At 69.7% G+C, this 25,006-nt stretch carries 21 protein-coding genes; 11 read left to right on the forward strand and 10 right to left on the reverse strand.

All coding sequences use genetic code 11. The features are described from left to right. Window positions 1-62: 62 nt before the first annotated feature. The 4 genes from ACFORO_RS43820 (at window position 63) to ACFORO_RS43835 (ending at window position 5,580) form a co-directional block, all read left to right on the forward strand. Window positions 63-662, forward strand: a complete 600-nt coding sequence (locus ACFORO_RS43820) for a non-oxidative hydroxyarylic acid decarboxylases subunit B (RefSeq protein WP_377869857.1) — start codon at window positions 63-65, stop codon at window positions 660-662. Between the two features lie 46 nt (window positions 663-708). Continuing rightward, window positions 709-2,151: an amidase gene (locus ACFORO_RS43825; RefSeq protein WP_377869856.1), complete on the forward strand. Its 1,443-nt coding sequence runs from the start codon at window positions 709-711 to the stop codon at window positions 2,149-2,151. Between the two features lie 203 nt (window positions 2,152-2,354). After that, window positions 2,355-3,605, forward strand: a complete 1,251-nt coding sequence (locus ACFORO_RS43830; RefSeq protein WP_377869855.1) for an MFS transporter — start codon at window positions 2,355-2,357, stop codon at window positions 3,603-3,605. 256 nt (window positions 3,606-3,861) lie between these two features. Continuing rightward, the gene (locus ACFORO_RS43835) at window positions 3,862-5,580 is read left to right on the forward strand and encodes a glycosyl hydrolase family 18 protein (RefSeq protein WP_377869854.1); all 1,719 of its coding nucleotides are present in this window, start codon (window positions 3,862-3,864) and stop codon (window positions 5,578-5,580) included. Window positions 5,581-5,663: 83 nt separating this feature from the next. Here the strand turns inward: ACFORO_RS43835 and ACFORO_RS43840 are convergent, their stop codons facing one another. The 4 genes from ACFORO_RS43840 to ACFORO_RS43855 all read right to left on the reverse strand — a co-directional run bounded on the left by ACFORO_RS43840 (window position 5,664) and on the right by ACFORO_RS43855 (window position 10,077). Beyond that, window positions 5,664-6,668: a hypothetical protein gene (locus ACFORO_RS43840; RefSeq protein WP_377869853.1), complete on the reverse strand. Its 1,005-nt coding sequence runs from the start codon at window positions 6,666-6,668 to the stop codon at window positions 5,664-5,666. A 46-nt stretch (window positions 6,669-6,714) separates the two neighbouring features. Continuing rightward, window positions 6,715-8,367, reverse strand: a complete 1,653-nt coding sequence (locus ACFORO_RS43845; protein WP_377869852.1) for a beta-ketoacyl reductase — start codon at window positions 8,365-8,367, stop codon at window positions 6,715-6,717. Between the two features lie 291 nt (window positions 8,368-8,658). Beyond that, window positions 8,659-9,258, reverse strand: coding sequence for an AAA family ATPase (locus ACFORO_RS43850; protein ID WP_377869851.1), 600 nt, complete (start codon window positions 9,256-9,258; stop codon window positions 8,659-8,661). Beyond that, window positions 9,259-10,077 (reverse strand): MBL fold metallo-hydrolase, encoded by an 819-nt coding sequence (locus ACFORO_RS43855; protein WP_377869850.1) that lies wholly within the window; start codon window positions 10,075-10,077, stop codon window positions 9,259-9,261. It abuts the gene before it with no gap. A gap of 101 nt (window positions 10,078-10,178) precedes the next feature. Between ACFORO_RS43855 and ACFORO_RS43860 the strand changes: the two genes are divergently transcribed. Continuing rightward, complete coding sequence (locus ACFORO_RS43860; RefSeq protein WP_377869849.1) at window positions 10,179-10,613, forward strand: MarR family winged helix-turn-helix transcriptional regulator; 435 nt, start codon at window positions 10,179-10,181, stop codon at window positions 10,611-10,613. Here ACFORO_RS43860 and ACFORO_RS43865 read toward each other — a convergent pair. Continuing rightward, window positions 10,537-11,175, reverse strand: coding sequence for a TetR/AcrR family transcriptional regulator (locus ACFORO_RS43865; protein ID WP_377869848.1), 639 nt, complete (start codon window positions 11,173-11,175; stop codon window positions 10,537-10,539). The two genes, ACFORO_RS43860 and ACFORO_RS43865, sit on opposite strands and share 77 nt — an antisense overlap. Before the next feature lie 92 nt (window positions 11,176-11,267). Here ACFORO_RS43865 and ACFORO_RS43870 point away from each other — a divergent pair, with 92 nt between their 5' ends. The 3 genes from ACFORO_RS43870 (at window position 11,268) to ACFORO_RS43880 (ending at window position 13,261) form a co-directional block, all read left to right on the forward strand. Continuing rightward, window positions 11,268-12,332 carry a Gfo/Idh/MocA family protein gene (locus ACFORO_RS43870; protein ID WP_377869847.1) on the forward strand — a complete coding sequence of 355 codons (1,065 nt, stop codon included), beginning with the start codon at window positions 11,268-11,270 and terminating at the stop codon, window positions 12,330-12,332. Between the two features lie 48 nt (window positions 12,333-12,380). Continuing rightward, window positions 12,381-12,602 (forward strand): hypothetical protein, encoded by a 222-nt coding sequence (locus tag ACFORO_RS43875; protein ID WP_377869846.1) that lies wholly within the window; start codon window positions 12,381-12,383, stop codon window positions 12,600-12,602. A gap of 149 nt (window positions 12,603-12,751) precedes the next feature. Continuing rightward, complete coding sequence (locus tag ACFORO_RS43880) at window positions 12,752-13,261, forward strand: hypothetical protein (RefSeq protein WP_377869845.1); 510 nt, start codon at window positions 12,752-12,754, stop codon at window positions 13,259-13,261. A gap of 70 nt (window positions 13,262-13,331) precedes the next feature. Here the strand turns inward: ACFORO_RS43880 and ACFORO_RS43885 are convergent, their stop codons facing one another. Beyond that, window positions 13,332-14,321 carry a malate dehydrogenase gene (locus ACFORO_RS43885; protein WP_377869844.1) on the reverse strand — a complete coding sequence of 330 codons (990 nt, stop codon included), beginning with the start codon at window positions 14,319-14,321 and terminating at the stop codon, window positions 13,332-13,334. Window positions 14,322-14,886: 565 nt separating this feature from the next. On the opposite strand from ACFORO_RS43885, the gene ACFORO_RS43890 reads away from it, so the two are divergent. Next, on the forward strand, window positions 14,887-15,525 hold the full coding sequence (locus tag ACFORO_RS43890; RefSeq protein WP_354750695.1) for a DUF4360 domain-containing protein: 639 nt from the start codon (window positions 14,887-14,889) through the stop codon (window positions 15,523-15,525). 37 nt (window positions 15,526-15,562) lie between these two features. On the opposite strand, the gene ACFORO_RS43895 is transcribed toward ACFORO_RS43890, so the two are convergent. After that, window positions 15,563-16,000 carry a MarR family winged helix-turn-helix transcriptional regulator gene (locus ACFORO_RS43895; RefSeq protein ID WP_377869843.1) on the reverse strand — a complete coding sequence of 146 codons (438 nt, stop codon included), beginning with the start codon at window positions 15,998-16,000 and terminating at the stop codon, window positions 15,563-15,565. Window positions 16,001-16,102: 102 nt separating this feature from the next. On the opposite strand from ACFORO_RS43895, the gene ACFORO_RS43900 reads away from it, so the two are divergent. Further along, on the forward strand, window positions 16,103-16,489 hold the full coding sequence (locus tag ACFORO_RS43900; protein ID WP_377869842.1) for a nuclear transport factor 2 family protein: 387 nt from the start codon (window positions 16,103-16,105) through the stop codon (window positions 16,487-16,489). 460 nt (window positions 16,490-16,949) lie between these two features. Here ACFORO_RS43900 and ACFORO_RS43905 read toward each other — a convergent pair whose 3' ends face one another. Then, entirely contained in the window at window positions 16,950-18,731 is a 1,782-nt protein-coding gene (locus ACFORO_RS43905; protein WP_377872358.1) for a hypothetical protein, read from the reverse strand. Window positions 18,732-18,859: 128 nt separating this feature from the next. Between ACFORO_RS43905 and ACFORO_RS43910 the strand changes: the two genes are divergently transcribed. Then, window positions 18,860-19,807 (forward strand): aldo/keto reductase, encoded by a 948-nt coding sequence (locus ACFORO_RS43910; RefSeq protein ID WP_377872359.1) that lies wholly within the window; start codon window positions 18,860-18,862, stop codon window positions 19,805-19,807. Between the two features lies 1 nt (window position 19,808). On the opposite strand, the gene ACFORO_RS43915 is transcribed toward ACFORO_RS43910, so the two are convergent. Both ACFORO_RS43915 and ACFORO_RS43920 read right to left on the reverse strand, forming a co-directional pair. Then, complete coding sequence (locus ACFORO_RS43915) at window positions 19,809-21,896, reverse strand: FUSC family protein (protein ID WP_377872360.1); 2,088 nt, start codon at window positions 21,894-21,896, stop codon at window positions 19,809-19,811. Next, entirely contained in the window at window positions 21,893-24,982 is a 3,090-nt protein-coding gene (locus tag ACFORO_RS43920) for a GH92 family glycosyl hydrolase (protein WP_377872361.1), read from the reverse strand. Before ACFORO_RS43920 ends, ACFORO_RS43915 begins: the two co-directional genes overlap by 4 nt. Window positions 24,983-25,006 lie beyond the last annotated feature (24 nt).

Here is a 25,006-nt window from a genome sequence, read left to right on the forward strand (position 1 = left end):
CAGGGCCCACCGATCCTACGAATGACCAGTTCAGACCCAACAAAGAAGGTAGGACACCCGGCATGACCCGTCCCGTCCGCATCGTCGTCGCCATGTCCGGGGCCACCGGCGCTCCCTTCGGGGTCCGGCTGCTCGAGGTGCTGCGCGACCTTCCCGACGTCGAGACCCACCTCGTGCTGAGCACCTGGGCCCGGACGACCATCGAGCTGGAGAGCACCCGCACTGTGCGGGAGGTCGTGGAGCTGGCCGACGTTCACCACCGGCCCGGTGAGCAGGGCTCGCTCCTGTCGTCGGGCTCGTTCCGCACCGACGGCATGGTTGTCGTGCCGTGCAGTATGAAGACGCTCGCCGCGATCCGCACCGGCTACGCCGACAACCTCATTACCCGAGCCGCCGACGTCACCCTCAAAGAGCGTCGCCGCCTCGTCCTCGTCCCCCGGGAGACGCCGCTGAGCGAGATCCATCTCGACCACCTGCTGGCACTGAGCCGCATGGGCGCGCGGATCATCCCGCCGATGCCCGCTTTCTACAACCATCCCCGGACCCTCGACGACATGGTCGACCACATCGTGACCAGGATCCTCGACCAGTTCGAGCTGCCCGCCCCGGCTGCCCGCCGCTGGCAGGGCCTCGGCCACGCCCGCCACGAAGCGGCCTCGTGACCGCCACCGGTACTCCTGCGCGTCCGGTCTTTTCCTGGAGATTCGCATGACTGATTTGGCATTTCGTTCCGCGCGCCAGCTCGCTGCTGCCGTCGCGGCGAAGGAGGTGTCGAGCGTCGAACTGCTCGACCACTACCTCGACCGGGGGCGGCGGTTCGATCCGAAGGTGAACGCCGTCGTCGCCCGGGACGAGGAGGGCGCGCGGGCAGCGGCGCGGGCGGCCGATCGCGCGGTCTCCCGGGGCGAGCCGCTCGGGGTCCTGCACGGCGTCCCGGTGACGGTCAAGGACTCCGTGGAGGTCGCGGGCATGCGGGCCACCGGCGGCTCGGCCCGCTGGGGACAGCACGTCCCGGACCGCGACGCCGAGTCGGTGACGCGGCTCAAGAACGCGGGCGCGATCGTGTTCGGCAAGTCCAACCTGCCCGCCGACGCCCGGGACTGGCAGACCTACAACGAGATCTACGGGACCACGAACAATCCGTGGGACCCGGCCCGCGGCCCCGGCGGGTCCTCCGGCGGGTCCGCCGCGGCACTCGCGGCGGGGCTGACCGGGCTGGAACTCGGCGGCGACACCGCGGGCTCGATCCGGGTGCCCGCGCACTTCTGCGGTGTCTACGGGCTGCGTCCGTCGTACGGGATCGTGCCGGGCCTCGGGACCGTGTCGGGTCATGCTCCCGGGACGCTGGCGGACACCGACATGAGCGTGCTCGGCCCGCTCGGCAGGCACGCCGACGACCTCGGCCTCGGTCTCGACGTCCTCGCGGGAGCGGACCGCGAGCGCTCGCCGGCGTGGCGGCTGGAATTGCCCGCCGCCAGGGCGGACACGCTGCGGGAGTTCCGGGTCGCGGCCTGGCTCGACGACCCGTTCTGCCCCGTCGACGGCGAGCCGGCCGCGATCTTGCGGGAGACACTGGAGGCGGTGCGGGCCGAGGGCGCTGTGGTGGTCGAAGGTCCGGGGCCGGTCGGGCTCGAGGAGACGATGGCTCTCTACCGCCCGTTGCTGATGGCGCAATCCGGGCTGATTGAGCCCGACGAGTCGTACTCCGGGCTCGTGGCGCTCGCCGCGGCGGGAGGAGGCGGGTTCGCGTCCGACGCGACGCTCCGCTTCCGCGACTGGCACCTCCTCGACGAACGCCGGCAGCATTCTCGCCGCCGCTGGGCCGGGTTCTTCCGCGACGTCGACGTGCTCCTCTGCCCGGTGAGCCCCACCGCCGCCTTCCCGCACGACCAGCGGCCGGATCCGAGCTGGTCGCTCCGGACCCTGCGGATCAACGACTCGGACCGGCCGTACCGCGAGATGCTGCCGTGGATATCGCTGTCCTCGCTGAACTATCTGCCCGCGGCGGTGGCGCCGGTGGGAGCGACTCGGGACGGGCTTCCGGTCGGCGTCCAGGTGATCGCGCCCCATCTGCACGACCGCACCGCGGTCCGCTTCGCGCAGTGCCTCGCGGAGGCGATCGGCGGGTTTCGCCGCCCGCCTGGATTCTGAGCGCTGCCGCAGGGTCGCCGATGCGCTTACCTGCGCGGAAGCTCGCGAATCGCCGCCGCCGCACCGATCCTCGGGAAGCTGGCGGACCGGCTCTTCGTCGGATCCGCTGACACCCGGGCCCGGGATTCGGCGGATCCGACGAAGCCGCGGAGGGGGTCCATGACCGCACAATGCGGCATCGCCGAATCAAGGAGGATCCGACGGTGAGCATTCCGAGTTCCGCCCCGGTCGTGCGGCGGACCGAACGGACCACGTTGGCGCTGCTGGTCGGCGTCTTCATCATCGACTACATCGACCGCGTCATGATCGCGGTCGCGCTGCCGCTGATCGGCGCCGAGTTCGGGCTTTCCAAGACCACGCAGGGGCTGGTCGTGTCCGCGTTCGCGATCGCCTACCTGCTCGGGCAGATGCCCGGCGGACTGCTCGCGGACCGCGTGGGCGCGCGGCCGTTGCTGGTGATTTCGCTGGTGGCGTGGTCGGTGTTCACCGCCTCCACCGGGTTCGCGCCCGGATTGGTCGTGCTGCTCGTGCTGCGCGCGGCGTTCGGGTTCGCGCAGGCGTTGTTCCCTGGCGCGGCGTTCAAGGCGCTTGCCGAGCGGACGACGCAGGAGGGGCGCAGCCGCGGCGCGGGGCTGCTGCTGGCGTCCAACTCGGTCGGGGCCGGGCTCGGGCCGCTGCTGGTCGCGCCGCTCGTGGTTGCCGCGGGCTGGCGGCATACGTTCTGGATCGTCGCGGTGGCCGGGCTGGTCGTCGGGTTGTTGCTGTGGCGGTTGCTGCCGGCGCCGCTGCCGCGCGAGCTGACCGAACCCGAGGCGCGCGTCGCCCCGGTGAAGGTGCCGGTGTCGCAGGTGCTGCGGAACCGGCTGGTGATCCGCTGCGCGGCGATGTTCGCCTGCTTCAACATGCTCGCCTACGGGATGATCACCTGGGTCCCGTCGTACCTGGTCGAGACGAAGGGCCTGTCGCTGGTCGCGGCGGGGATCTCGGCGGCGATCCCGCAGCTGGTCAGCGCGGCGGCGGTGCTGCTGGGCGGCTGGCTGATGAGCCGGTACTTCGACCGCCGCCCGCGCTGGCTCGTGGTGCCCGCGCTCGTCGCCGCGGCGGGCGTGCTCGTCGCGATGCTGCTGTCGGACTCGGCGACCGGGTTCACCGTGCTGCAGACCGTCGCGATGTTCATCAGCGGCCTCGCCTCGATCGGCATCGTCGGCCTGCCATTGCGCGTGCTGCCGCGCGATCTGGTGGGCGCGGGGATGGGCCTGGTCAACACCGGCGGCCAGCTCGCCGGCGTGCTCGCGCCGCTGGTGATGGGCTGGCTCGCGGACCGGTTCGGGTTCGCCGCGGCGTTCGGCTTCCTGGCGGTGTCGACGCTGGCCGCGGCCCTGATTTCGCTGACCACGCGGTCGACCACGTTCGCGCTCGGCGCGCCCGCTCCGGCCAGGGAACAGGTCGGCTGAGCCACCGGCGATCGTGAGTGTTCCTGCCGGTGGGAACCGGCAGGAACACTCACGGGGCGGACGGCAGCTCCGTGCCCGGCACCGGACCACCGGCCCCCGGTGGCGCCCGACGATCCGACCCGGCCGTTCGGCCGCATTAGTGGTCTAGACCTTGACGGGCGACTGGTCCAGTCCAATTCTGAGAAGGTTCCGGCCGTGCCCGCCGCCGCACGGCCCCTTTTTCGGCACTGGAGCCCGCATGCGACGAAGAAGTCACTTGTCACGATTGTCCGCTGTCCTGGCCGCCGCCGCGGCTCCGCTCGGCGTGCTGGTCGCCACCGCGGCCCCGGCGCACGCCGCGACGCCGCTGCCGAACCACGTGTTCGCGCCCTACTTCGAATCCTGGAACGGCCAGAGCCCGGCCGCGATGGCGCAGGAAGCCGGCGTCAAGCACCTGACGATGGCCTTCCTGCAGACCGCCTCCTCGGGTTCGTGCACCGTCCTCTGGAACGGCGACGCGAGCCTCCCGGTCGCGGATTCGTCCTTCGGCGCGGACTTCCGCACCATCCGCTCGCGCGGCGGGGACGTGATCCCGTCGTTCGGCGGCTACACCGCGGACCACAACGCCACCGAAATCGCCGACAGCTGCACGGACGTCGACAAGATCGCGGCGGCGTACGAATCGCTGATCACCACCTACGACGTGCCGCGCCTCGACATGGACATCGAGGACAACTCGCTGACCAACTCGGCCGGCGTCGACCGCCGGAACAAGGCGATCAAGAAGGTCCAGGACTGGGCCGCGGCCAACGGGCGCTCGCTGCAGATCTCCTACACGCTGCCGACCACCACGAGCGGTCTCACCAGCGCGCTGGGCGTCCTGCAGAACGCGGTTTCCAACGGCGCCAAGGTCGACGTGGTCAACCTGATGACCTTCGACTACTACGACAACGCCACGCACAACATGGCCCAGGACACCCAGACCGCCGCCGCCGGGCTGGTGTCGCAGCTGGCGTCGCTGTACCCGGACAAGTCGCAGGACCAGCTGTGGGGCATGGTCGGCATCACCGAGATGCCGGGCATCGACGACTTCGGCGCGGCCGAAACGTTCACCACGGCCGACGCGGTGACCGTCTACAACTGGGCCGTGTCCAAGGGCATCAACATGCTGTCGTTCTGGGCGCTGCAGCGGGACAACGGCACCTGCCCGGGCACCGGCGCGCAGGACACCTGTTCCGGCATCCCGCAGGACAAGTGGTACTTCAGCCACACGTTCTCCCCGTTCACCGGCGGAACCCCGGTGCCGGGCAACGACTTCTCGGTCTCGGCCAGCCCGGCCTCGGCTTCGGTCGACCCGGGCGGTTCGGCGGCCGGGAAGGTGACCACCGCGGTGACTTCCGGTACGGCGCAGCAGGTTTCGCTCGCGGTGAGCGGTGCGCCGGGCGGGGTGACCGCCTCGGTCAGCCCGGCGACAGTCAAGGCGGGGGAGAGCGCGGACCTCTCGATCACCACGACGGCCGCGACCCAGCCGGGCGTTTATCCGCTGACCATCACCGGTTCGGTGGCGGGCGGCGGCAGCCACACCGCCACGTACACGTTGACGGTCAACGGAACCAGCCCGACCGGCAGCGTCATCAACGGCAACTTCGAGACCGGCGCACTTAGCCCGTGGACCGGGGGGACGATCGTGTCCTCGCCGGTGCACTCCGGCAGCCACGCACTGCAGGTGTCGCCGACGGCGTCGACGACCGGGGAAGCGGCGCAGAAGCTGACGCTCGCGCCGAACCACGCGTACACGCTGACGGCGTGGGTGCAGGGCGGATACGCCTACGCCGGGGTCAGCGGGGGAGCGACGGCCAGTTCGTGGACGGCGAACTCCAGCTGGACCAAGCTGACCGTCCCGTTCACGACTGGATCCTCCGGCGCGGTGACGATCTACGTGCACGGCTGGTACGGCCAGGCCCCGATCTACGCCGACGACATCTCGGTCAACTGAGTACTGTATAACGACCTATACAGCTGGGCGCTAGGCGGAAAACTTCGCCTAGCGCCCAGCTCTCGTTTCAAGACAAAAACCGCTCAAGACCGGCCGAGGGCCGAGATCAAGCCGCGGTGCAGCCAGTACATCGGCTTCGGGGCGTAGTCGTCGGTCATGAGGCCGAAGTTGTCGAACGGGCTGGCGGAGCCGGTGACGTCGTCGCGCAGGTCGAACATCTCGTAACTGGCCACGTTTTCCGTGACGCGGTCCTGGTTGATCGCGAGGATTTCCGTGGTGAGCGCGCGGGCCTGGTCGGCGGGTGCGCGCTCGGCGGTGTGCGTCGCCCAGCCGTTCTCCGAGACGCGGATCGGGATGTCGCGGCCGAGGCCGGCGATCGGCATCTCCTGGGTGCGGACGTTGTGCAGGGTCTGGTGGACGAACCCGGCGAGGTCGGACTGCGGCGGGATGCCGGGCAGCCCCGCGTCCGGGTAGAGGTCGATGCCGACGAAGCCGACCGAGCGGCTGAACTCCGTGCCGCCGAGTTCGGCGAGGTGCTGCCAGAACTGGGTGAACGGTTTGGTGTAGGCGACCTCGTCGAAGCCGATCTGCAGCCGGTGGAACCCGTCGCGGTCAGCGGTTTTCTTGCCCGCGATCACGCCCTGCACCAATGCGGTGTCGCCATTCGGCTTGGGTACCACGTTCTGTTCGAGTGTCACCGAGATCGTGTCGGCGACCGGGCCGTAGCGGTGCACCGTGTTCTCCACGCAGGTCTGCCATTCCGGCATGCTTTCGCCGGAGTAGCCGAGCACGACGTCCAGCCGGCGGCCCGGGGCGAGGTACCGCATTTCGTCGTCGGGGAAGGCGGTGCCGCAGCCGAGGTAGTCGCGGAGCAGGAACGGCTGGCGCCCGGATTGCAGCTGCGCCAACGCCTTCCGGATCTGGGCCGGATTGTCGGGTTTGCCGGTGGTGGAACCGCCTCCCGCGTAGCCGCCCGGGTAGATGCCGAAGGTCAGCGGCGAGGTCGTGGCGTCGGCGGCGGCCGGGGCGAGCACGGCGAATCCCGCGACGAGGGCGGCGGCCGCGGCGGCGGTCCGGATCTTGTTCATGGCACTGAGTATTGCGGCGCAACCGGGACGGACCCGATGACGGATGTCATCTTCCGGCCGGGGTATTCGTCAGCAGTCTGGGGAAGGTTTCTTCGGCCGGACAAGGCCGTTCCGGGTGCGGCGGGACGGTGCCGGGGCCGATCACGACCGGTTCTTCGCTGCCGAGGGCGGCGTCGAAGAGGGCGGGGTCCCAGCGGCTCCACGCGATCGACACGGCGGGCAGGTTTTTCGCGTGCCGGTGCTCGGCGAGGGCGTCGAGGAATCGGTTGGCGGCGGCGTAGTTCGCTTGTCCGGCCTCGCCGAGCACTCCTGCGACGGAGGAGAAGAGCACGAATGCCGACAGCGGCAGGTGCTGGGTGGCTTCGTGGAGGATCCAGGCGGAGTCGGCTTTGGCGCGCAGGACCGGGTCGAGGCGTTCGGGGGTTTGCTCCGCGAGGACGTCGTCATCGAAGACGGCGGCGCAGTGGATCACGGCGGTCAGCGGCGGGGTGCAGGAGGCGATGAGGCTTTCGGCCTGGCCCGGGTCGGCGACGTCGATGGCGGCGATGCGGACGTCCGCGTCGAGGTCCTGGAGATGCTCGGCGTTCGGCGCGGCGGGGCCGCTTCGGCTCGCCAGCACGAGATGCCGGACGCCGTGCTCGGCGACGAGGTGCTCGGCCAGCAGCGCGCCGATTCTGCCGGTGCCGCCGGTGATGAGGACGGTGCCGGACGGATCGATGGGCCGGGCTTTCCGGACCGTGGCCGGGCGGATCCGGAAGGCGTGCGGGACTCCGTCGCGGATGGCGAGCTGCGGTTCGGTGTTGCCGCCGACGAGGTTGAGGATCTCATCGGCGGGCATTGGCGCGTCGAGACCCACGGCGGTGATCTTGCCCGGGTACTCGGCGGCTGCGGCGTTGACCAAGCCCCAGACCGCGGCGTTCACGGGGTCAGGCCCAGCGGTGGTCACGACGAGTCGGTCTTCGCGGCTCTGTACTGCGTGCAGGGTGTGGGCGGTGAGGGAGTGGAGGTCGTCGCTGGCGGGGATTTCGAGGATTTCGGCTGCGCCGGGCTTGGCCGGGACGGGGACCCGCTCCGGGCGGTAGAGCATGGCTTCGGCGGGCAGGTCGACCTGCCGGGCGCCGCTCCCGGCGAAGACCGCGTTCCAGGCGACCGGGATGCCCGCGGTGTGCAGCCGGGCGACCTCGGCGAGGAGATCCGGGACGGAGGCCGGGGTGAGGTCCAGGACGAGGCTGGCGTCATCCCAAGGTCGCTTGGTCAGGCGGGCGACCGCCTCGGGGTAGAGGCCCCAGGATTCCAGCAGGCAGCACAGCGCGCCCTGGAAAGCGAAGTGCCGGTCTTGATAGTCGCCGAACATCGCGTCGAACGTTTCCGAGAAGAGCGGAGACCGTTGGCCGAACTCGGTTTCCCTGCCCGGCGGGAGTTCGGTGCCGCGGGAGACGAAGGTCAGCCGCGGGCGCTGCGCGACGGGCTGGCCGGTCGTCTCGCCGCTTGCGACGGCTGAGAGGGCGGCGCGGTCCCCGGCGGGGACCAGGGCGCGGAGTGCCAGCGGAGTACGGGTCGCGAGCGTGTAGGAGAGGTCGAGATCGGACGCCGTGCTGTCGAGGATGCCTCCGGCGAGGGCGCGCAGGGCGACGCTGTCGGTCGCGCTGAGCAGCCAGGGCGGCGTGGGGAAATCCGTGCGGGCAGCGGGTTCGGGCATGGGAGTCTCTTCCGGGAGGACGTGTGCGGGGTCGGGCCGGGGACTCCGGGATCCGCGGCGGCGACCGGACCGTCGTAGGGGAGTGGCGTCGCGGTTCCGACGTGCTTTTGACCGCTGACAAGCGGAATTGCGCTGGATTCAGCTTTGCGAGCCACGATTTCCGCACCAGTGACCGCGAATCCGGCCCGTGAGCGCACTCGGCCCGCGGCGAGGGTGCACGCGGTCCGCCCAGCAAGCGACGGCCGGACCGCGTCGGCTCTGTGTCCTGGCACTCCTCGACATATACCGCGCTCAGGCCGGGCTCGGCGGCGGCTTTCCCGTTTGGTCCCCGTTCCGTGCACTCGGTGCCTCTGCCGCTGCTCGCCGGGCAACAATCGCCGCGACGCGCGCGCACGTTTCGTCCGGGTCGAGGTGTTCGGTGTCCAGCACTGTGCACTGTGGACGGAGCGGGAGGTACTCCGCGACGTGGTCGTGGATCCGGTCGAGCACGACCGGTCCGCCCAATGCGGCCATCGCGTCGGTCGCCGCGTGCTCGCCGCGCGCGGCGAACCGGGCCTTCGCCTGCGCCCGGGGCGCGGTGAGCATGATCTCGATGTACTCGCCGCCCGCCGTGCGGGCTGCCTCCTGGAATCGCTCGGCCTGCTCGACCCGGGCCACCAGCTGCGGCATGACCACGTCGTGCCCGGCCCGCAGATGGGTTTCCGCCATGGCGAGCGCGAGCCGTCGCGCGGCGGGCAGCGTGTCCCAGAACGCGGTCCGCCAGCCGCCGATCATCGTGACGACCTGGTCGGCCTCGAGCGCGAGCACGCCGGGGTGGAGGTCGGCGTAGTGCCGCGCGACGGTGGATTTCCCGATGCCGGACGGGCCGTTGAGGTGGATCAGCCGGGCCATTCACCCGACAGTAGCGGTCCAACGGCCGTCGCGGACGTGCCCGAAGACGACGTCGGCGAAATGGTTTCCGAAGCCGATCGTGCGGGGCTCGGCGAGTTCGGCGACGAGCTTCCGGCGGTGGCTGGCGGCCTCGGCCGGATCGTGGTCGTACACGCAGGACCAATCCGGGTTTTCGATCTGGATCGGCGAATGGACCGCGTCACCGAACGCGATCAGCCGTTGCTCGCCCGCGGTGATGACGTACTCCGCGTGTCCCGGCGTGTGCCCGGCGGCGAAGCGCACCCGGACGCCGGGAAACACCTCCTGCCCGTCGTCGACCGTGCGCACCCGCGGTGCCATGGTGTCGGTCTCGCTGGAGGGCTCACGCTGCGCCCACTCTGGCTTCGCGACCAGATACTCGGCGTGCGCGAATGCCGGTTGCGCTGCCCAGCCGATGTGGTCCGAGTGCAAGTGCGTGAACGCCACCGCCTCGACGTCTTCCGGCCTTCGCCCGAGCGCGCTCAGGTTGTCGAGCAGCGCGCCGCCGTACAGCAGGCCGTTCGGCGCTCCCGGCTCAGCGGGCACCGACTGCGGTCCGAACCCGGCGTCGATCAGCAGCGCCCGGCCGTCGTGTTCCACCAGTAGCCCGCCGATGCTGGCGACGAGGTAGCCGTCGTCGTCCAGATACTCCGGGCGTGCGGCCCAGGTCTCCGCGGTGCTGCTGGGCAGCCACAACCGCGGATTTCCTTGCACAGCACCGTCCGGCACGAAGGACACCTTCGTCTCGCCCAGGTGCACGGTCTGGAGCAGCGCGGGCCGGCGCAGTCGGTCGTCGAGCACGGTTTCGTTCCCTTCCCTCGGTCTGCTCCGACCATAAGCATCAAGCTAGAAACATTCAAGCTTTAAATATTCTGGCTTGATGGAGTTGCTAGGATGGGATCATGACGGAACCTCGGGCGATCGCCGAACGGGAGCTGTGCGGTCTGGTGAACGGGCTGGCGCAGCAGATCGCCGACCACGTCCGGGAGCGCGCGGTGGCGCTGGGGCTCACCGCCGCGCAGGCGACCGCGCTGCGGGAGCTGACCGGCCCGATGACCATGCGCGAGCTGGCCGAGCGGATGAGCTGCGAGCCGTCGAACGCCACGTTCGTCGTGGACAAGCTGGAGAAACAGGGCCTGATCGAGCGGCGCGCGCACCCGACCGACCGGCGTGCCAAGCATCTCGTCTTGACCGAGGACGGCACGGCACTGCGCGAGCGGTTGCTCGAACTGCTGACGCGGGATTCGCCGCTGGCCGGGCTCAATCCGAAGGAGCAGCGGGTTCTGCAGGGCCTTCTGGAGCAAGCGATCGTGCCGGGCGCAGGCCGTCGAGGATGATGCGCAGGTTCCGCCGCCACTGGTCGCCGCTCGGGACGAGACCGATCGTGTGGCCGGGCGGGATCGCGGTGGCGAGCGCGAAGGGGATGTCCCGCCAGTCGAGGTCGGCGCGGAGCACGTTGGCTTTTTGTGCGCGCCGGACGAGTTGATGCACTGCCCGCTGCAGCCGGGTGATGCGCGGCTCCAGGTCAAGCCGTTCGCCGCGGCCGGAGAGCGCGTCGTGCAGTCCGCAGCTGGACGCTCGTAGCTGGACGTAGGTTTCGGCGAACTCGGCGAACCCCTGCCACGGGTCGGGGGAGTCGAGTGCGTGGGCGGCGCGGTCGGTCATCTCGTCGATGGTGTCGGTGAGGATCGCGGCGAGGAGTGCGTCCAGCGACGGCACGCGCCGATACAGCGTGCCGAGGCCGACGCCCGCGCGCTGCGCGATGTCGCGAGTGGTGACTGCGAGCCCCAGTTCATCGAGCGCTTCGCGGGTGGCCGCGACCAGCCGCTCGACGTTGCGCTGCGCGTCAGCGCGCGGTTGGCCTTGGGCGAGCAGCGCTGCGACGGCGGATTCCGGCATTCCCGCAGTCTAAACCAAGCGGGTCACGTTGTTCCGCTTCTGGTAGCTTGACGGAAACGGAACGCTTTGACCCGCTTACTGGAGGCAGGGACTTGACCAAGCCGATCGGCGTCGGAATCCTCGGCGCGAACCCGGACCGGGGCTGGGCAGGGCGGGCGCACATTCCCGCCATCGCCGCGTCGCCCGACTTCTCGCTGGCCGCCGTCGCGACCACGCGCACCCGCAGTGCGGAAGAGGCGCGCACGCGCTTCGGTGCCCGACATGCCTTCACTGACGCCCGGAGTCTCGCCGAGCATCCGGACGTTGACCTGGTTGTCGTCACGGTGAAGGTGCCCGCGCATGTGGAGCTGGTGACGGCCGCGCTGGAGGCGGGCAAACACGTCTACTGCGAATGGCCGCTGACGACGACCGCCGCGGAAGCCGTCGCGCTGGCTGCCGCAGGGGAGCGGGCCGGAGTGCACACCGCTGTCGGGCTGCAGGCGCGGTTCTCGCCGACCGTCCGCCGGGCCCGGGGGATGATCGCCGAGATCGGCGCGGTGCAGTCCGCGACCGTGTACAGCTCGCGCAGCAAGGGAAACACCCGCGATGTCCCCGGATGGACGGCCTACACCTACGACCGTCGCACCGGGGCCGGACTGGTCGAAGTCCTAGGCGGGCACACGCTGGATCTGGTGCAGTACCTGCTCGGGCCGATCCGCGAGCTGACTGCTCGGACGGCGATCCGGAACGGCTCGCATCGCGTCGCCGAGACGGGGGAGCCGATCGACGTCACCGCACCGGATCACTTCCTGGCCCACGCTGAGCTCGACGGTGGGGCAGTGGTGTCCGTTCATCTGCACGACGGGGAAGCGGCGGTGCCCCGGACGCGGATCGAAATCGTGGGCGCCGAAGGGAATCTCGCGCTGACTTCCGTTGTGGAGACCGATCCGTGGGCGGCGCAGCTGCAGATCGGTCGGCTGGAGCTGCGCTCGTCGAGGCCGGAAAGTCCGGAGTGGACGGTGGTTCCGGTGAGCGAGGCCAGCGGATTGCCGATCCAGGCGGCGAATGTCGGCCGGGTCTACGAACAGCTGGCGGCGGACCTTCGAGACGGCACGCACACGGTTCCCGACTTCGGCGTCGCTTCCGGTTTGCACGCGCTCATCGCGGGAGCTTTCTGAGGCGCTCCCGCGGCGAGACCGGAATAACTTTCCGTCTTGCGGTGTTCGGTGCGGAAATCGTTCGGAAAAGACGGTCCGGCGGTTGCCATGATAGAGTTTCATTCTTCGGGCACGTCGCCGGACGGAGTCGCATCGCCCTCGTCCGGCAAGGGCACAAAGACCTTTCAGCGCAAGGAAATCGACCGCTTCGGCGGTGCTCCGGATGCCGATTCGCTGCGAGCTTTGGCGGTCACTCCAACAGCGGCTTCGGAAGCTTTCGGCGGCGGCTAATCTTCTCTCCGGGAACGCGCCCCCGCAGCACGTCGCTCATCTGCGTTCCCATTGCGGAAATTACTGAGATCCTGTCGCTGAGCTAATACCTGGACTATTCCTTGCTGGCATCCGGAACGGATGCCGAATGAGTAATGAAGGGCGATATAGTGGCGATCAAAATCTCGAAGACGATGGTGATCGGTGTCGCGACGGCCGCATTGCTGCCCCTCGGCGCGCTCGCGGCCTCGGCCGCGCCGGCGTCGCCCGCCGCGCCGAGTTCACCGGCCGCGCTCACCCCGGTCACTTACACCGCTGAGAACTTCGAAGACACGATTCCGTCCCTTCCGCTCCAGCTCGGTGGGGTTGCCATCGGCACCGGAGAGCTGAGGGACGCCAATCATTTGCGCGTCGGCGTGTTCTACGAAACTTGCACTGTCGTCACCGCGAGGCGGGACCAGCGGCTGCTGTGCACGGTGGATTTGCGGTTCCGTGACGGCGACATCACCGGCGTCGTAGTCGAAGGCCAGGACCTGCTCGTGCCCGGCCCGACGTCGAGGGATGCGCTCGGGTCGATCACCGGCGGCGCCGGCGAGGGCTACAACAAGCTGCGCGGCGACCTGACCTTCTCCGGCGGCGCGTCCCGAGGCATCCTGAATATCGTCGTCAACCCGGTCTAAACGTTCTTCCGTCCGGCACGGACAGCGATGGCCGCCCCGGAACCGGGGCGGCCATCGTGGAAAACGAACCTCAGATCAGGCCCAGCTTGCGGACCGCGTCGCGCTCCTCGGCCAGTTCGGCCACGGAGGCGTCGATGCGCGGGCGGGAGAACTCGTCGATCTCCAGGCCCTGCACGATCTCGTACTTGCCGCCCTTCGCGGTGACCGGGAAGGAGGAGATGAGGCCCTCCGGGACGCCGTAGGAGCCGTCGGAGACGACGCCGGCCGAGGTCCAGTCGCCCTCGGCGGTGCCGTTGACCCAGGTGTAGACGTGGTCGATGGCGGCCGACGCGGCGGACGCGGCCGAGGAGAGGCCGCGGGCCTCGATGATCGCGGCTCCGCGCTTGGCGACGGTCGGGATGAAGGTGTCGGCGAGCCACGCCTGGTCGTTGATGGTCTCGGCGACGTTCTTGCCGTTGACCTCGGCGTGCTGCACCGACGGGTACTGGGTGGCGGAGTGGTTGCCCCAGATCGCGACCTTCTTGAGGTCGGTCACGGCCACGTCCAGCTTCTTGGCCAGTTGGGCCAGCGCGCGGTTGTGGTCGAGGCGGGTCATCGCGGTGAAGCGTTCGGCGGGCACGTCCGGGGCGTGCGACTGGGCGATCAGCGCGTTGGTGTTGGCCGGGTTGCCGACCACCAGCACGCGGATGTCGTCGGCCGCGCCGGCGTTGATCGCCTCGCCCTGGGGCTTGAAGATGCCGCCGTTGGCCTCGAGCAGGTCGCCGCGCTCCATGCCCTTGCTGCGGGGGCGGGCCCCGACCAGGAGGCCGATGTTCGTGCCGGAGAAGGCCTGCTTCGGGTCGTCGAAGATGTCGATGCCGGCCAGCAGCGGGAACGCGCCGTCGTCCAGTTCCATCGCGGTGCCCTCAGCCGCCTTGACCGCCTGGGGGATCTCCAGGAGCCGAAGCTTCACCGGGGTGTCGGCGCCGAGCAGCTGACCGGACGCGATGCGGAACAGCAGCGCGTAGCCGATCTGGCCGGCCGCACCGGTGACGGTGACGTTGACAGGGGCTTGGGTCATTGCGCTTCTCCAGCTTGAGACGACTTTGGCTAGTACCGAGGATGCTAGCCCTACCGGCGGGCGTCGTCCGGGTGCGTCCAGTCACGGTAGCCAGGATCACGTTCGGGGCCGGCGCGATCCGCCTTAAGTCGCGCGCCGAAGGGCGTAACTCGAGATCACGATCTAGTTGCGGGCCGGTGCGGGGGAGGCGGGTCCGCGGCCGTCGAGTTCGGCGGACGCGGGCGCGACGGGCGGCAGCGCCGGGAGATTCCGCCGGATCGGGTGAGAAGGCGCGGGGTGGCGCATCGGCCGCCGCGGCGCGCGAACTGTCCCAATTGCCCCGGTTTTCGGGCCGATTTCCGCCGGAGTTGTCCGGACCAGCCGGGCCGGGTGGTTCTGGGTCGTGTATTTTTGAATCATTTTTGTTGATTCGTCAATTGTCCATAATAGCTTTTGTCAACGGTTTGTTAACACGTTGCTGTGCGCAGCTAAGCAAGTACGTTGCTCCATTCAGTGGGACTCGGTGTGTAGTTCTCGCGCTACCCTGTCGAAACCCCCCACCCTCGGAAGTAATGGGAAGGAACCCATGCTTACCACAATGGCCGCTGCGCTTTTGGCCCTCTCCTCGACTATTACCCCGCATTCCTGGCCGCAGAATCCTCCGCCGGACAAAATTATCATCGACGTCGCGACCGTGAACGGGACCGGCTGCCCGCCGGACACGGCCGCGGTTTCGGTTTCGGCGGACAACACGGCATTCACCGTCACCTACAGCCAATACACCGCCCAGGTCGGCGTCGGCGCGCAGCCGACCGACTTCCGCAAGAACTGCCAGATCGGCCTGCGCGTGCACGTGCCGCAGGGCTTCACGTACGGAATCGCCTCGGCGGACTACCGCGGATTCGGGCACCTCGAAAAGGGTGCGTACGGCGTGGAACGCGCGAACTACTATTTCCAGGGAAACTCGCCGACCGCGTACGCGACGCATCGGCTGGACGGGTTCTACGACAATGACTGGCAGTTCTCGGATCAGACGGACATCGACGCGATTATCTACGAACCGTGCGGCCAGGAGCGCAACCTGAACATCAACACGGAATTGCGGGCGTATGCCGGTTCTTCGGACCCGGCGAAGACGACGAGCTTCCTGACGATGGACTCGACGGACGGCAGCGTCCAGACGGTTTACCACTTCGCCTGGAAGACGTGCCCGGATAACCGGTAACTGCAGAACTCGGACCCGTGAGCGCTTCCTCGGACGCTCACGGGTCCGTCTGCGTCACGTTTTCCGTGAGCCTGCCGAGCAATGCGGCCAGCGTCGCGATCTCGTCGTCGGTGAACCCGCGGCGCATCCGCTTGTCGTGCGCGATCGCGGCGTCGGCGAGGCGGTGGAAGGTGTGCTCGCCGTGTTCGGTGAGCACGACCTGGTGCACGCGCCGGTTTTCCGGGTCGCGGGTGCGGGTGAGCAGGCCCGCGGTCTCCATGCCGTTGAGGTGATGGGTGAGCGTGGCGCCCTGGATGCCGACGGCGTCGGCGAGTTCGCGCTGGCTCGCGTGCCGGCGGGTTTTGAGCGCGATGAGGATCTGCCAGACCGGCTGCGATCCGCCGACCTCGGCGAGTGCGCGGTCGAAAGCCTGGCCCGCGGTTTTGGCGGTGCGGGCGAGGAGGACGCCGAGCGGAGGCGTGTCGGGTCGGGGCACGGGGAGACGGTACCGCAGGTTCGTCGAGCTCTAACTGTTTGACGACGAACCATTAGATGTCTAACGTTTGTGCTGTCTCATTGATCGGCACTGGAGGGCATTGTGGACACTGCGGAGATCGCTGAACTGGGCAAACGCTGGGCCGTCGCCGAGGCGGCGGGCGATACGGACACGCTGGGCGGCCTGGTCGCCGACGAATTCCGGCTCGTCGGACCCCTCGGATTCGTGCTCGACCGGGAGCAGTGGCTGGACCGCTACCGCTCCGGCGCGCTGGCGACGCTGCGGCTGGATTGGCGCGACGTCGAGGTGCGCGTCCACGGTGACACCGCCATCGCGATCGGCGTGCACGACCAGGAAGCGACCCATCAGGGGAACCGCGTCGACGGCACGTTCCGGGCGACGCACGTGCTCGTCCGCGACGGGGACGGGTGGCGGATCGCGGGGATGCATCTCAGCCCGATGGGTGCTCCGCCTGCTTTTGCCCGCTGAACGCGGGACCGTGACGCGGGATTGGGTGCGCCGGTCGGGCGGAGCACCTCGATCTCGCGTCGTCGGGCGTGCCCGGAGCGGAGGTGCGGTCCGTGAAGGGCTCCTTGAGGGAATCAGATTCCCTCAAGGAGCCCTTCACGGACCACTGCCCGCAGCGTCAGGAACTTGAGCTGCGCGGCGCACGCCCGTCGACCGTCCACAAAGGACGCGGACTTCGCTGGAATGCCTCATTGATGACCATGCGACCGTCTGCTGAACTCCGTGAGGGGAACCCTGAGGGACTCTGAGTCCGTCAGGGTTCCCCTCACGGACGCCTGGTCCCGCCCAGGTCCTCCGACCTGGGCAAACTGCAGTCGCAGCGCCGCCCTAAGTCTCTGGCATTGACCCCCGCCGGTCCGTGGGGGCCCCTTCACGGACCGGCGGCGGCCCGCACGCGATGCGGCTGCGGATCGGTGCGAGGTCAGGGTTTGCGCCACAAATGCACGGTGGTGTCCGCTGTCGAGCCGGAAGTCGTGGCGAGGGTTTTCCCGTCCGGACTGACCGCGAGGTTGAGGATTCCGGGGAGACCGGCTCCGTCCTGTTTGCCGTCGAGGTCGCGGACCGTGACGGTGCCCGTCGCGATCGCGACGAGGTGCTGGTCGTCCAGCCCTGGTACGGCCATGATGAAGAAGGCATCCTTCATTTCCCCGTTGCCGGGATCCTGGGACAGGGAAAAGGCCGGGCGGATCTCCTTGTGCGTGGCGGTGTCCCACTGCCGCACCTTCGGCTGCGAGCCGGTCGTGCCGCCTGCGGTGGTGATCAGCGTCCGGCCGTCGGGCCGGAAAGCGAAGCAGCAGAGCCGCTCGGTTTCGGCGAAGGCGATCGGGTTTCCCCGCATCCGGAGGGAAGCCGTGTCCCACAGGCTGAGCTGACTCGTGTGGGCGGAGTGGCCGTCCCACTGGTAAACGGCGAGGGTGCGTCCGTCGGGGCTGAACTCCGAGTTCCGGAAGGCGGCCGGTGTTTCGATGCTGCCGATGCGGGTGCGGTCGGCGACCCGCCACAGTTCCAGCCTGCGCGGGGAGGACATCGGCACCGCCACGACGCCGCCGTCGGAGCTGAGCGCGGGCCAGCTGCCGTCGCGGTCGATGTTTTCGAGCACGAGGGGTTCGCCGATTTCCCTGCCGGTTCGCGGGTCCCAGGTCTGCGTCGTGAGCTGGTTGTCTTTGACCCTTGAGGCGGCGAGGGCGATGCCTTCGGGGCGGAAAGCCAGGCCGGTCAAGCCGGTGTCGGGGAAGGGGCCGAGGCGCGGACCGACCGGTTTGCGCGTCACTACGTCCAGGACGTCCATGGTGGAGTCGGCGTTCACCGTGGCGAGGAGACGGCCGTCGTGGTTGAACGCGAGGAACTGCGGATGTCCGCGTGCGGTGAGGAATCCGGATTCGACGAGGGGCGGCTGGGGTGCGGGCGGAAGCGCGTCGGGTACGGGCGGATTCGGCCAAGCGAGCCAGGCGGCGAGTCCGGCGATCACCAGGGCTAGCGCGCCGATCAGGATTCCCCGGCGCGGTGCCGGGCGTCGCGGAGGCGGCGGGGTTTCCGAGACCTGGTAGATCACCGAGTCGTTCTGCGGTGCTGGCTGGCCGTCGAGGAACTGGGCTAGTTCAGCGGTGCGCTCGGCGATGAGCTTCTCTACGGCGGGTGGCCACGGCTCAGCCGACGGCCCGATTGCTTCGAGAAGTTCGGCGGCGGTGAGCCGATCGGCCGGGTTTTCCGCGAGGCACGGGCGGAGCGCCTCGGGAAGCGCGCCCTGCGCGGCGAGAAGCGTGCCGAGCGCGAGCAGGTCGTCGGCCGGGTCGTCGCCGGTCGCGCGGGCGACGAGTCTTGCCCCGCTGCTGGTGAGCCGGACGTGGGACGCCGTCAGCCGCCCGTGGGCCAGCCCGGCGCTGTGGAGCTGAGTCAAGTCGGCGGCGATTCCGGCGGCCAGCCGGAGCACGGCCGGTTCGGGCAGCGGGTCGGGCACGTCCTGCAGAGAGGGGCCGGGCACGAACTCTTGCGCCCACCAAGGCATCGACGCGTCCGGATCGGCCTCGAGAACCGCGCTCAACGCCGCGGCCTCGGCGGATCGCTGGTCCGGCAGGGCGAGCGCGACGAGGCGGTCGTCCGGTCCGCTGCCGAGCAGCACCCGGGTCGTCTCGTCCCGGGCCAGTTCCGCGAGCACCCGGTACTGGCCGAGCCAAAGCGGGTCGCCGACCGCCGGTCTTCGCATCAGCTGCCTCCCCAGAAAGCTGCCCGAGAAGGACGATCTTGCCAGCTCGGCGGCCGGGCTGGGTACGAGCGGGCAGAATCTCTCGCCGAGACGGGCATTTCCCGGGGCGGGAGTGCTTGAATGCGATCATGGTCGCACTTCGCACTCTGGGCTCATCCGACCTCGCCGTCTCCCCGCTGTGCCTCGGCGGGAACGTGTTCGGCTGGACCGCCGACGAAACGGCGTCGTTCGCGGTGCTGGACGCCTACGCCGAGGCGGGCGGGAACTTCCTCGACACCGCCGATTCGTACATCTACCAGTTCCCGGGCAACGAGCCCGGGCAGTCCGAGACGATCATCGCCAGGTGGCTCGCCGCGCGCGGCAACCGGGACGACGTGGTGGTCGCGACGAAGGTCGGGGACAGCCCGCAGTTCAAGGGGCTCGCTCCGGCGAACATCAAGGCCGCGGCCGAGGAATCGCTGCGGCGGCTGGGGATCGAGCGGATCGACCTGTACTACACGCATTTCGACGACGAGTCCGTCCCGGTCGGGGACATCGTCGCCGCGCTCGACGAACTGGTGAGGGAAGGCAAGGTCCGCGCGATCGGGACGTCGAACATCAGCCCGGAACGGCTCGCCGAGTCGCTGGAGTTCTCCGACCGCGAGGGGCTGGCGAAGTACGTCGCGCTGCAGCCGAAGTACAACCTCGTCGCGCGGGAGTACGAGAGCGAGCGGCGGGGGATCGCGGAGCGGCACGGGCTGGCCTGCGTCCCGTATTTCGGCCTGGCGTCGGGGTTCCTGACCGGCAAGTACCGGCCGGGACAGCAGGTGGACAACATCCGCAATCTGCCCGGGCTCGCGGGCGGTTACGCGGACACCGAACACGGCGTGAAGGTGCTGGCGGCGCTGGAGGAGGTCGCGAAGGCGCGCGGCGCGGAGATGCCGACGGTCGCGCTGGCCTGGCTCGCGCAGCAGCCGACGGTGGCCGCGCCGATCGCGTCCGCGCGCACGGTCGAGCAGGTTCCGGCGCTGGTCGCGATGCAGGACGTAGCGCTGAGCGCCGAAGAACTGCGGATCCTCGACGCCGCCTCCGCGTAGGTCAGCTGTGCCGCGGCGGGTCCTGCGCGCCGACGCCCAGCACGCGGCCGAGCGCGATGAGTCCCTCGTCGAGGTGGCTCAGGCTGGACAGGACCGCGCGGGTCTCGGCCTCGTCGATCCGGTCGGCGACCGGGGTCCCGTCGTCGCGGACCAGCTTGCGCAGCCGCGTGCTGCCCGGGTTGCTGACCGCCTCGTGCACGAGGTCGACGTTCGCGATGATCCGGCCGGCGAACTGGTCCAGCCGCTCGGAGACGGGACCGGCGAGCTGGCCGGGCTGCGCGCGGGCGGCCACGTGCCGGGCGCGGAAGGCGATGCCCTCCAGCGTGGTCAGCACGTGCCAGCCGTAGTCGCGGCGGGCGCTGCGCAGGTTGATCGGGTGGGTGAGCGGTTCGATCGTCAGCCGCACCTGCTCGACCGCGCGGTCGAGATCGCGGGACATCTCGATGATGTTCACGTTCTCGCGGCCGGACAGCAGCGTCGCTGCTGATTCGACGAACTCGTGCAGTTCGTCGAGCGCGAGCGCGATGTCGTCCAGCATCACCGCGCGCGTGCGGACCGGCAGCACCACCACCGCGGCGAGCAGCCCGCACGCCGCGCCGACCGCGGTTTCGGCGACCCGGATCCACAGCACCTCGATGCTGAACGTGCCGAGCAGGCTGTACAGCAAGCCGAGCATGCTTGTCACGAAGAACGCCATCAGGAACTGCGAAACCCGCGCGGTGTAGACCATGCCGAAGACGCAGACCAGCAGCAGCGCGAGGATCGCCGGGGTGTTGCCGCTGACCAGCAGCGCGAGCGCGACGCCGCCGACGATGCCCAGCAGCGTCCCGCCGGTGCGGCGCATGCCTTTCACGAACCGCGCGCCCGCGCTGGACGTGCCGATGAACACGACGAACACCGTCAGCACGGCCCAATACCAGCGTTGCGGCGAGATCAGCTGCCCGGCCAGGACGGCGAGCCCGCCGCCCAGCACAGCCTGGATCGCGCCGCGCGTCTGGTTGTCATACGCGAACGCCTTGGTCGGTTCGTCTTCCTCGTCCTCTTCGACGGGGAAGTCCACTCCCTCCTGGAGACTGGCGATGCGCTGCGCCCGGTCGTCCGCAACGGCCAGTTCGGCGATCGCGCGGCGGACTCCGTCGCCGGGGTGCGCGCGTTCGTCGATCCGGCTGCCTTCCACGAGCATCCGGCTGTACTCGCCGGTCTGGCTGATCAGCGGCAGATCGCGCGGATCGCGTTCCATCAGCGACCGGAACCGGGACAGCCGCGCCACGAGATCGTCGGCGACGCCCTCGGGCAGCGGCTGCGAGCACGTCCGCCGCACGGTGATCACCAGCCACTGCACGGCCAGCTCCACCTCGATGACCCGGCGGCGCAGCTGGTCAGCGCGACGGTCGTCGACCACGTCGGGCGCGTGGTCCTCGATCAGCAAGACCACCTCGTGCAGCCGTTCCACCGAGGTGCGGATCTGCCGGTTGCTGCGATCCGAACCGCCGGAGGAGATGTACGCCTCGGTCGCGCGCACCGCAGCGCCGAGCCGTGCGCGGAACGCCTGCCGGTAGCGGATCAGCTCGCTTTCGGCGTTGCGGCGCAAGAGAAGGAACCGCACGACCGCGTTCGCCGCGACACCGATCGCCAGCGCGATCAGCAGGTGCGGCACCTGCGCGAGGTGCGCCTGCAGAAACATCGGGAAGAAGAACAGGAAGAACGCCATCGACCCGAGCGCGATGCCGCGCGCGCCGAACCGCTGCACGTACACCGCGACGAAGATCAGCAGCACGAACACGATGCTGTCGAGCGGCGCGTAGGCGGAGCCGAAACAGGCGGCGGTGATCGACGCGGCCCCGACCACGAGCGCCAGCAGCAGCGTGACGGCCTGGCCGCCGCCCGTGGCGTCGTTGACGGTGAACGCGCTCATCATCGCCGCGATGGCCGCGACGAGCGTGGTCGTGAGCGGGAAATGCAGCGGCTGCATCGCGAGGACCGCGATCACGATGCCGAGCACTGCCGACGCGGCGAGCCGCAGCCGGACGAGACCGGGGTCGGCGGCCGCCAGCCGGTCGAGGAAGGCGTTGCGCACGTCGGTGATCATCGGGCCAGCAGCTCCCACTGGGCGAGGGCGACGCGGCGCCGGGTCGAGGCGCGGACCCGCAGCCGGTAGTGCCGGCACGCGGCGGGGTCGGCCAGCACGAACGGCCGGGTCTGGCGCCGCCAGCGGAACACCTCGCCGGAGCGTTCGTCCAGGGTCCGCCACTGCTGTCCGTTGTCGGAGCCTTCGAGTACCCAGTCCCGCGGATCGCCTGCGCTGGCGCCGGAGGTGAGCGTGTAGAGGACCACTTCGCGCGGCTCGCCTTCGGTGGTGAAGGCGATGGTCGGCCTTGGCGTGCGGAAGACGGCCTGGGTGCGGCTGGTGTTGTCCGTCAGAGCGGCGATCCCGGTGCCGGTCAGATCGCTGAGCGGCGCGGGGGCGACCGGGGTGACCGGCTCGGCGCCCCAGCCGCCGGGTTCGGCGCGGACGTCGAACTCCAGCACCGCGCCGCGCGCGAGGACCGCGTGCGCGAGGGTGGCCGAAGGGTGCGGTTCGCCGTCGACAGTCAGGCCGTGCACGTACGGCGTGTCGGCTTCGCTGTCGGCGCTCGCGGCGCGGGGTGCTCGGATCACCAGGTCCTTTCCGTTCTCGAGATGCACGGTGGCGGAGCGGAACAACGGCGCGCACACCGCGTACCGCGGGCTGCCGACGGTCAACGGGTAGAGACCGAGGGCGGTGAAGACATACCAGGCCGACATCTCGCCGTTGTCCTCGTCCCCGGGATAGCCCTGGCCGAGTTCGCTGCCGAGGTACAGCCGGCGCAGCACCTCGCGGACGGTGCGCTGCAGCTTCGCCTGCGCTCCGGCGAAGGCGTAGACGAACGGGATGTGGTGCGAGGGCTGGTTGGAATGTCCGTACTGGCCCATCCGCACGTCCCGGGCCTCGGTCATTTCGTGGATCCGGCCGCCCTGACCGGTCTCCGGGGTCCGGAAGAACTCGTCGAGTTTCGCATCGAGGCCCTTGGGGCCGCCGTGGAGCGCGGCGAGGCCGGGACCGTCGTGCGGCACGGAGAACGCGGTGTTCCAGGCGTTGGTCTCCACGTAGTCCGGACCCCACACCGTGGGATCGAATCCTTCCGCCGGACGCCGCCAGCCGCCTTCGAGGGTGCGGCCCTGGAAGAAGCCGATCCGCGCGTCGAAGTGGTTGGCGTAATGCTGGGCGCGCTGGCGGAAGTAGACGGCGTTGTCGGCGAACCGGCGGGCCCGCGCGCCGCTGCTTTCGCGGGCGAGCGCGTCGGACAGGTTGGCGAGGCCGAAGTCGTTGAGGCAGCCTTCGAGCGCCCACGACAGGCCGCCGCGCGTCGAGGCCGGCGTGTAGCCGAGGAACGCGGAGCGGTCGAGTCCCTTGCGGCCGACGCCCGCGCGCGGCGGGGTGACGGTGGCGTTCTTGAGCGCGGCGTCGTAGGCGGCCTCGACGTCGAAGTTCGTGACGCCCTTCAGATACGCGTCGGCGAACGCGACGTCGGAGCTCGTGCCGGTCATCAGGTCGGCGCAGCCGGGGGAGGACCACCGGGCGATCCAGCCGCCTTCGCGGTACTGCTGCAGGAAACCGTCGATCATCCGGCCGCACTGGCGCGGCGCGAGCAGCGCGTACGCGGGCCAGACGGTGCGGTAGGTGTCCCAGAAGCCGTTGTTGACGTACAACTCGCCGTCCACGACCTTCGCGCCGGTGCGCCGCCGCGTGCTCGGCCGGAAACTCCGCACGACCGGGCTCGCGTGCCGGATGCCGCGCGGCGTGTTCTCGTGCGCGACGTTCGGGTACAGGAACATGCGGTAGAGGCTGGAGTAGAAGGTGGTCAGCTCGTCCTCGGACGCGCCTTCCAGCTCGACCTTCCCGAGCATCTCCTGCCAGCGTTCCCGGGCGTTGTTGCGCACCTGGTCGAACGTCGTGCCCGCCGGGATTTCCAATGTCAGGTTGCGTTTCGCCTGCGCGAGGCTGATCAGCGACGTCGCGATCCGCAGCGTCACCTCCGGCGCGGCGAACTCCAGGCTCCCGGTCACCGTCCGCCAGAACGGCCGCCGGATCCGTCCGCCTCCGACCGGGCGTTGATCAGCCTCGGCGTACACGAACATCCGCCGCGCGCCGGTCGACAGCCCGCTCCGCACCCACGTGTGCCCGGTGACGATCCCGCGCTCGGCGTCGATCCGGAGACCGCCGCGGTTGCGGGCGTTGTCGAACAGCACCCAGCCTCCGCTTTCGGGAAAAGCGAAACGGAACATCGCCGCGTGCTCGGACGGCGCGATCTCAGCGGCGATGCCGGTGCGAAACCGCACTCGGTAGTGGTGCGGCCGGTCGGTCTCGTCGTCGTGGCCGAACGCCAGCGAACGCCGCACGCGATCCGGCTCGACCGGTCCGGTCCCGGGCATCAGATGGAAGGTGTGCCGGTCGCCCATCCACGGACTCGGCTGATGGCTGAGCCCGAACGCCTGCAGCCGCGGCTCGTTCCGGTCGTCGTTGTGGCGGTGGTAGGAGTAGAACCAGTTCAGCGCCCGGGCGTCGGTGACCGGGGTCCAGAAGTTGAACCCGTGCGGGACCGCGGTGGCCGGGAACGTGTTGCCGCGCGAGAACTCGCCGCTGGAATGCGTGCCGCGCGTCGTGCGAACCCAGTCGACCGGCTCCTTGTGCTGCGGCGGATGTCCGGCGATCCGGACGTCGTCCAGCCAGCCCGTCCCGTCGGAGCCCGTCACCAGCAGGATGCGCCGCACCCTTCGTCCCGCGAACGCTTTCAGCGGACGACGCACCAGGTTCCACTGGTCGACGCAGAGCTTCTTCGGCTCGGGGGAGAACCCGGCGCGGCTGCCGTCGTCGAACTCGACGTCGAGCGCCACGTGTGTGCTGCGGTAGGTCGGGACCGGACCGTCGGAGGCCGGGAAGACCACATACGACAGTGCACTGTGGTCAGTGACCGGAATGTCCACCTCGAACAGTGTCACGGTGGGCCCGGCCTGGTAGCGCAAGGCTTTCGCCCCGGTGAACCCGACCCCGGTCTTCGCGGTCGGCGACCGGCGCGGCCCGTTGTCCACTCGCGCCCCCGCGACCGGCTGCGGATCGCCCGCTTCGAACGAGGAGAAGAACGCAGCCGTGGTCACGCCCCCACGGTAATCGCTCCCGCA

Source organism: Amycolatopsis halotolerans (genome assembly GCF_042647905.1).
Lineage (GTDB): Bacteria > Actinomycetota > Actinomycetes > Mycobacteriales > Pseudonocardiaceae > Amycolatopsis > Amycolatopsis halotolerans.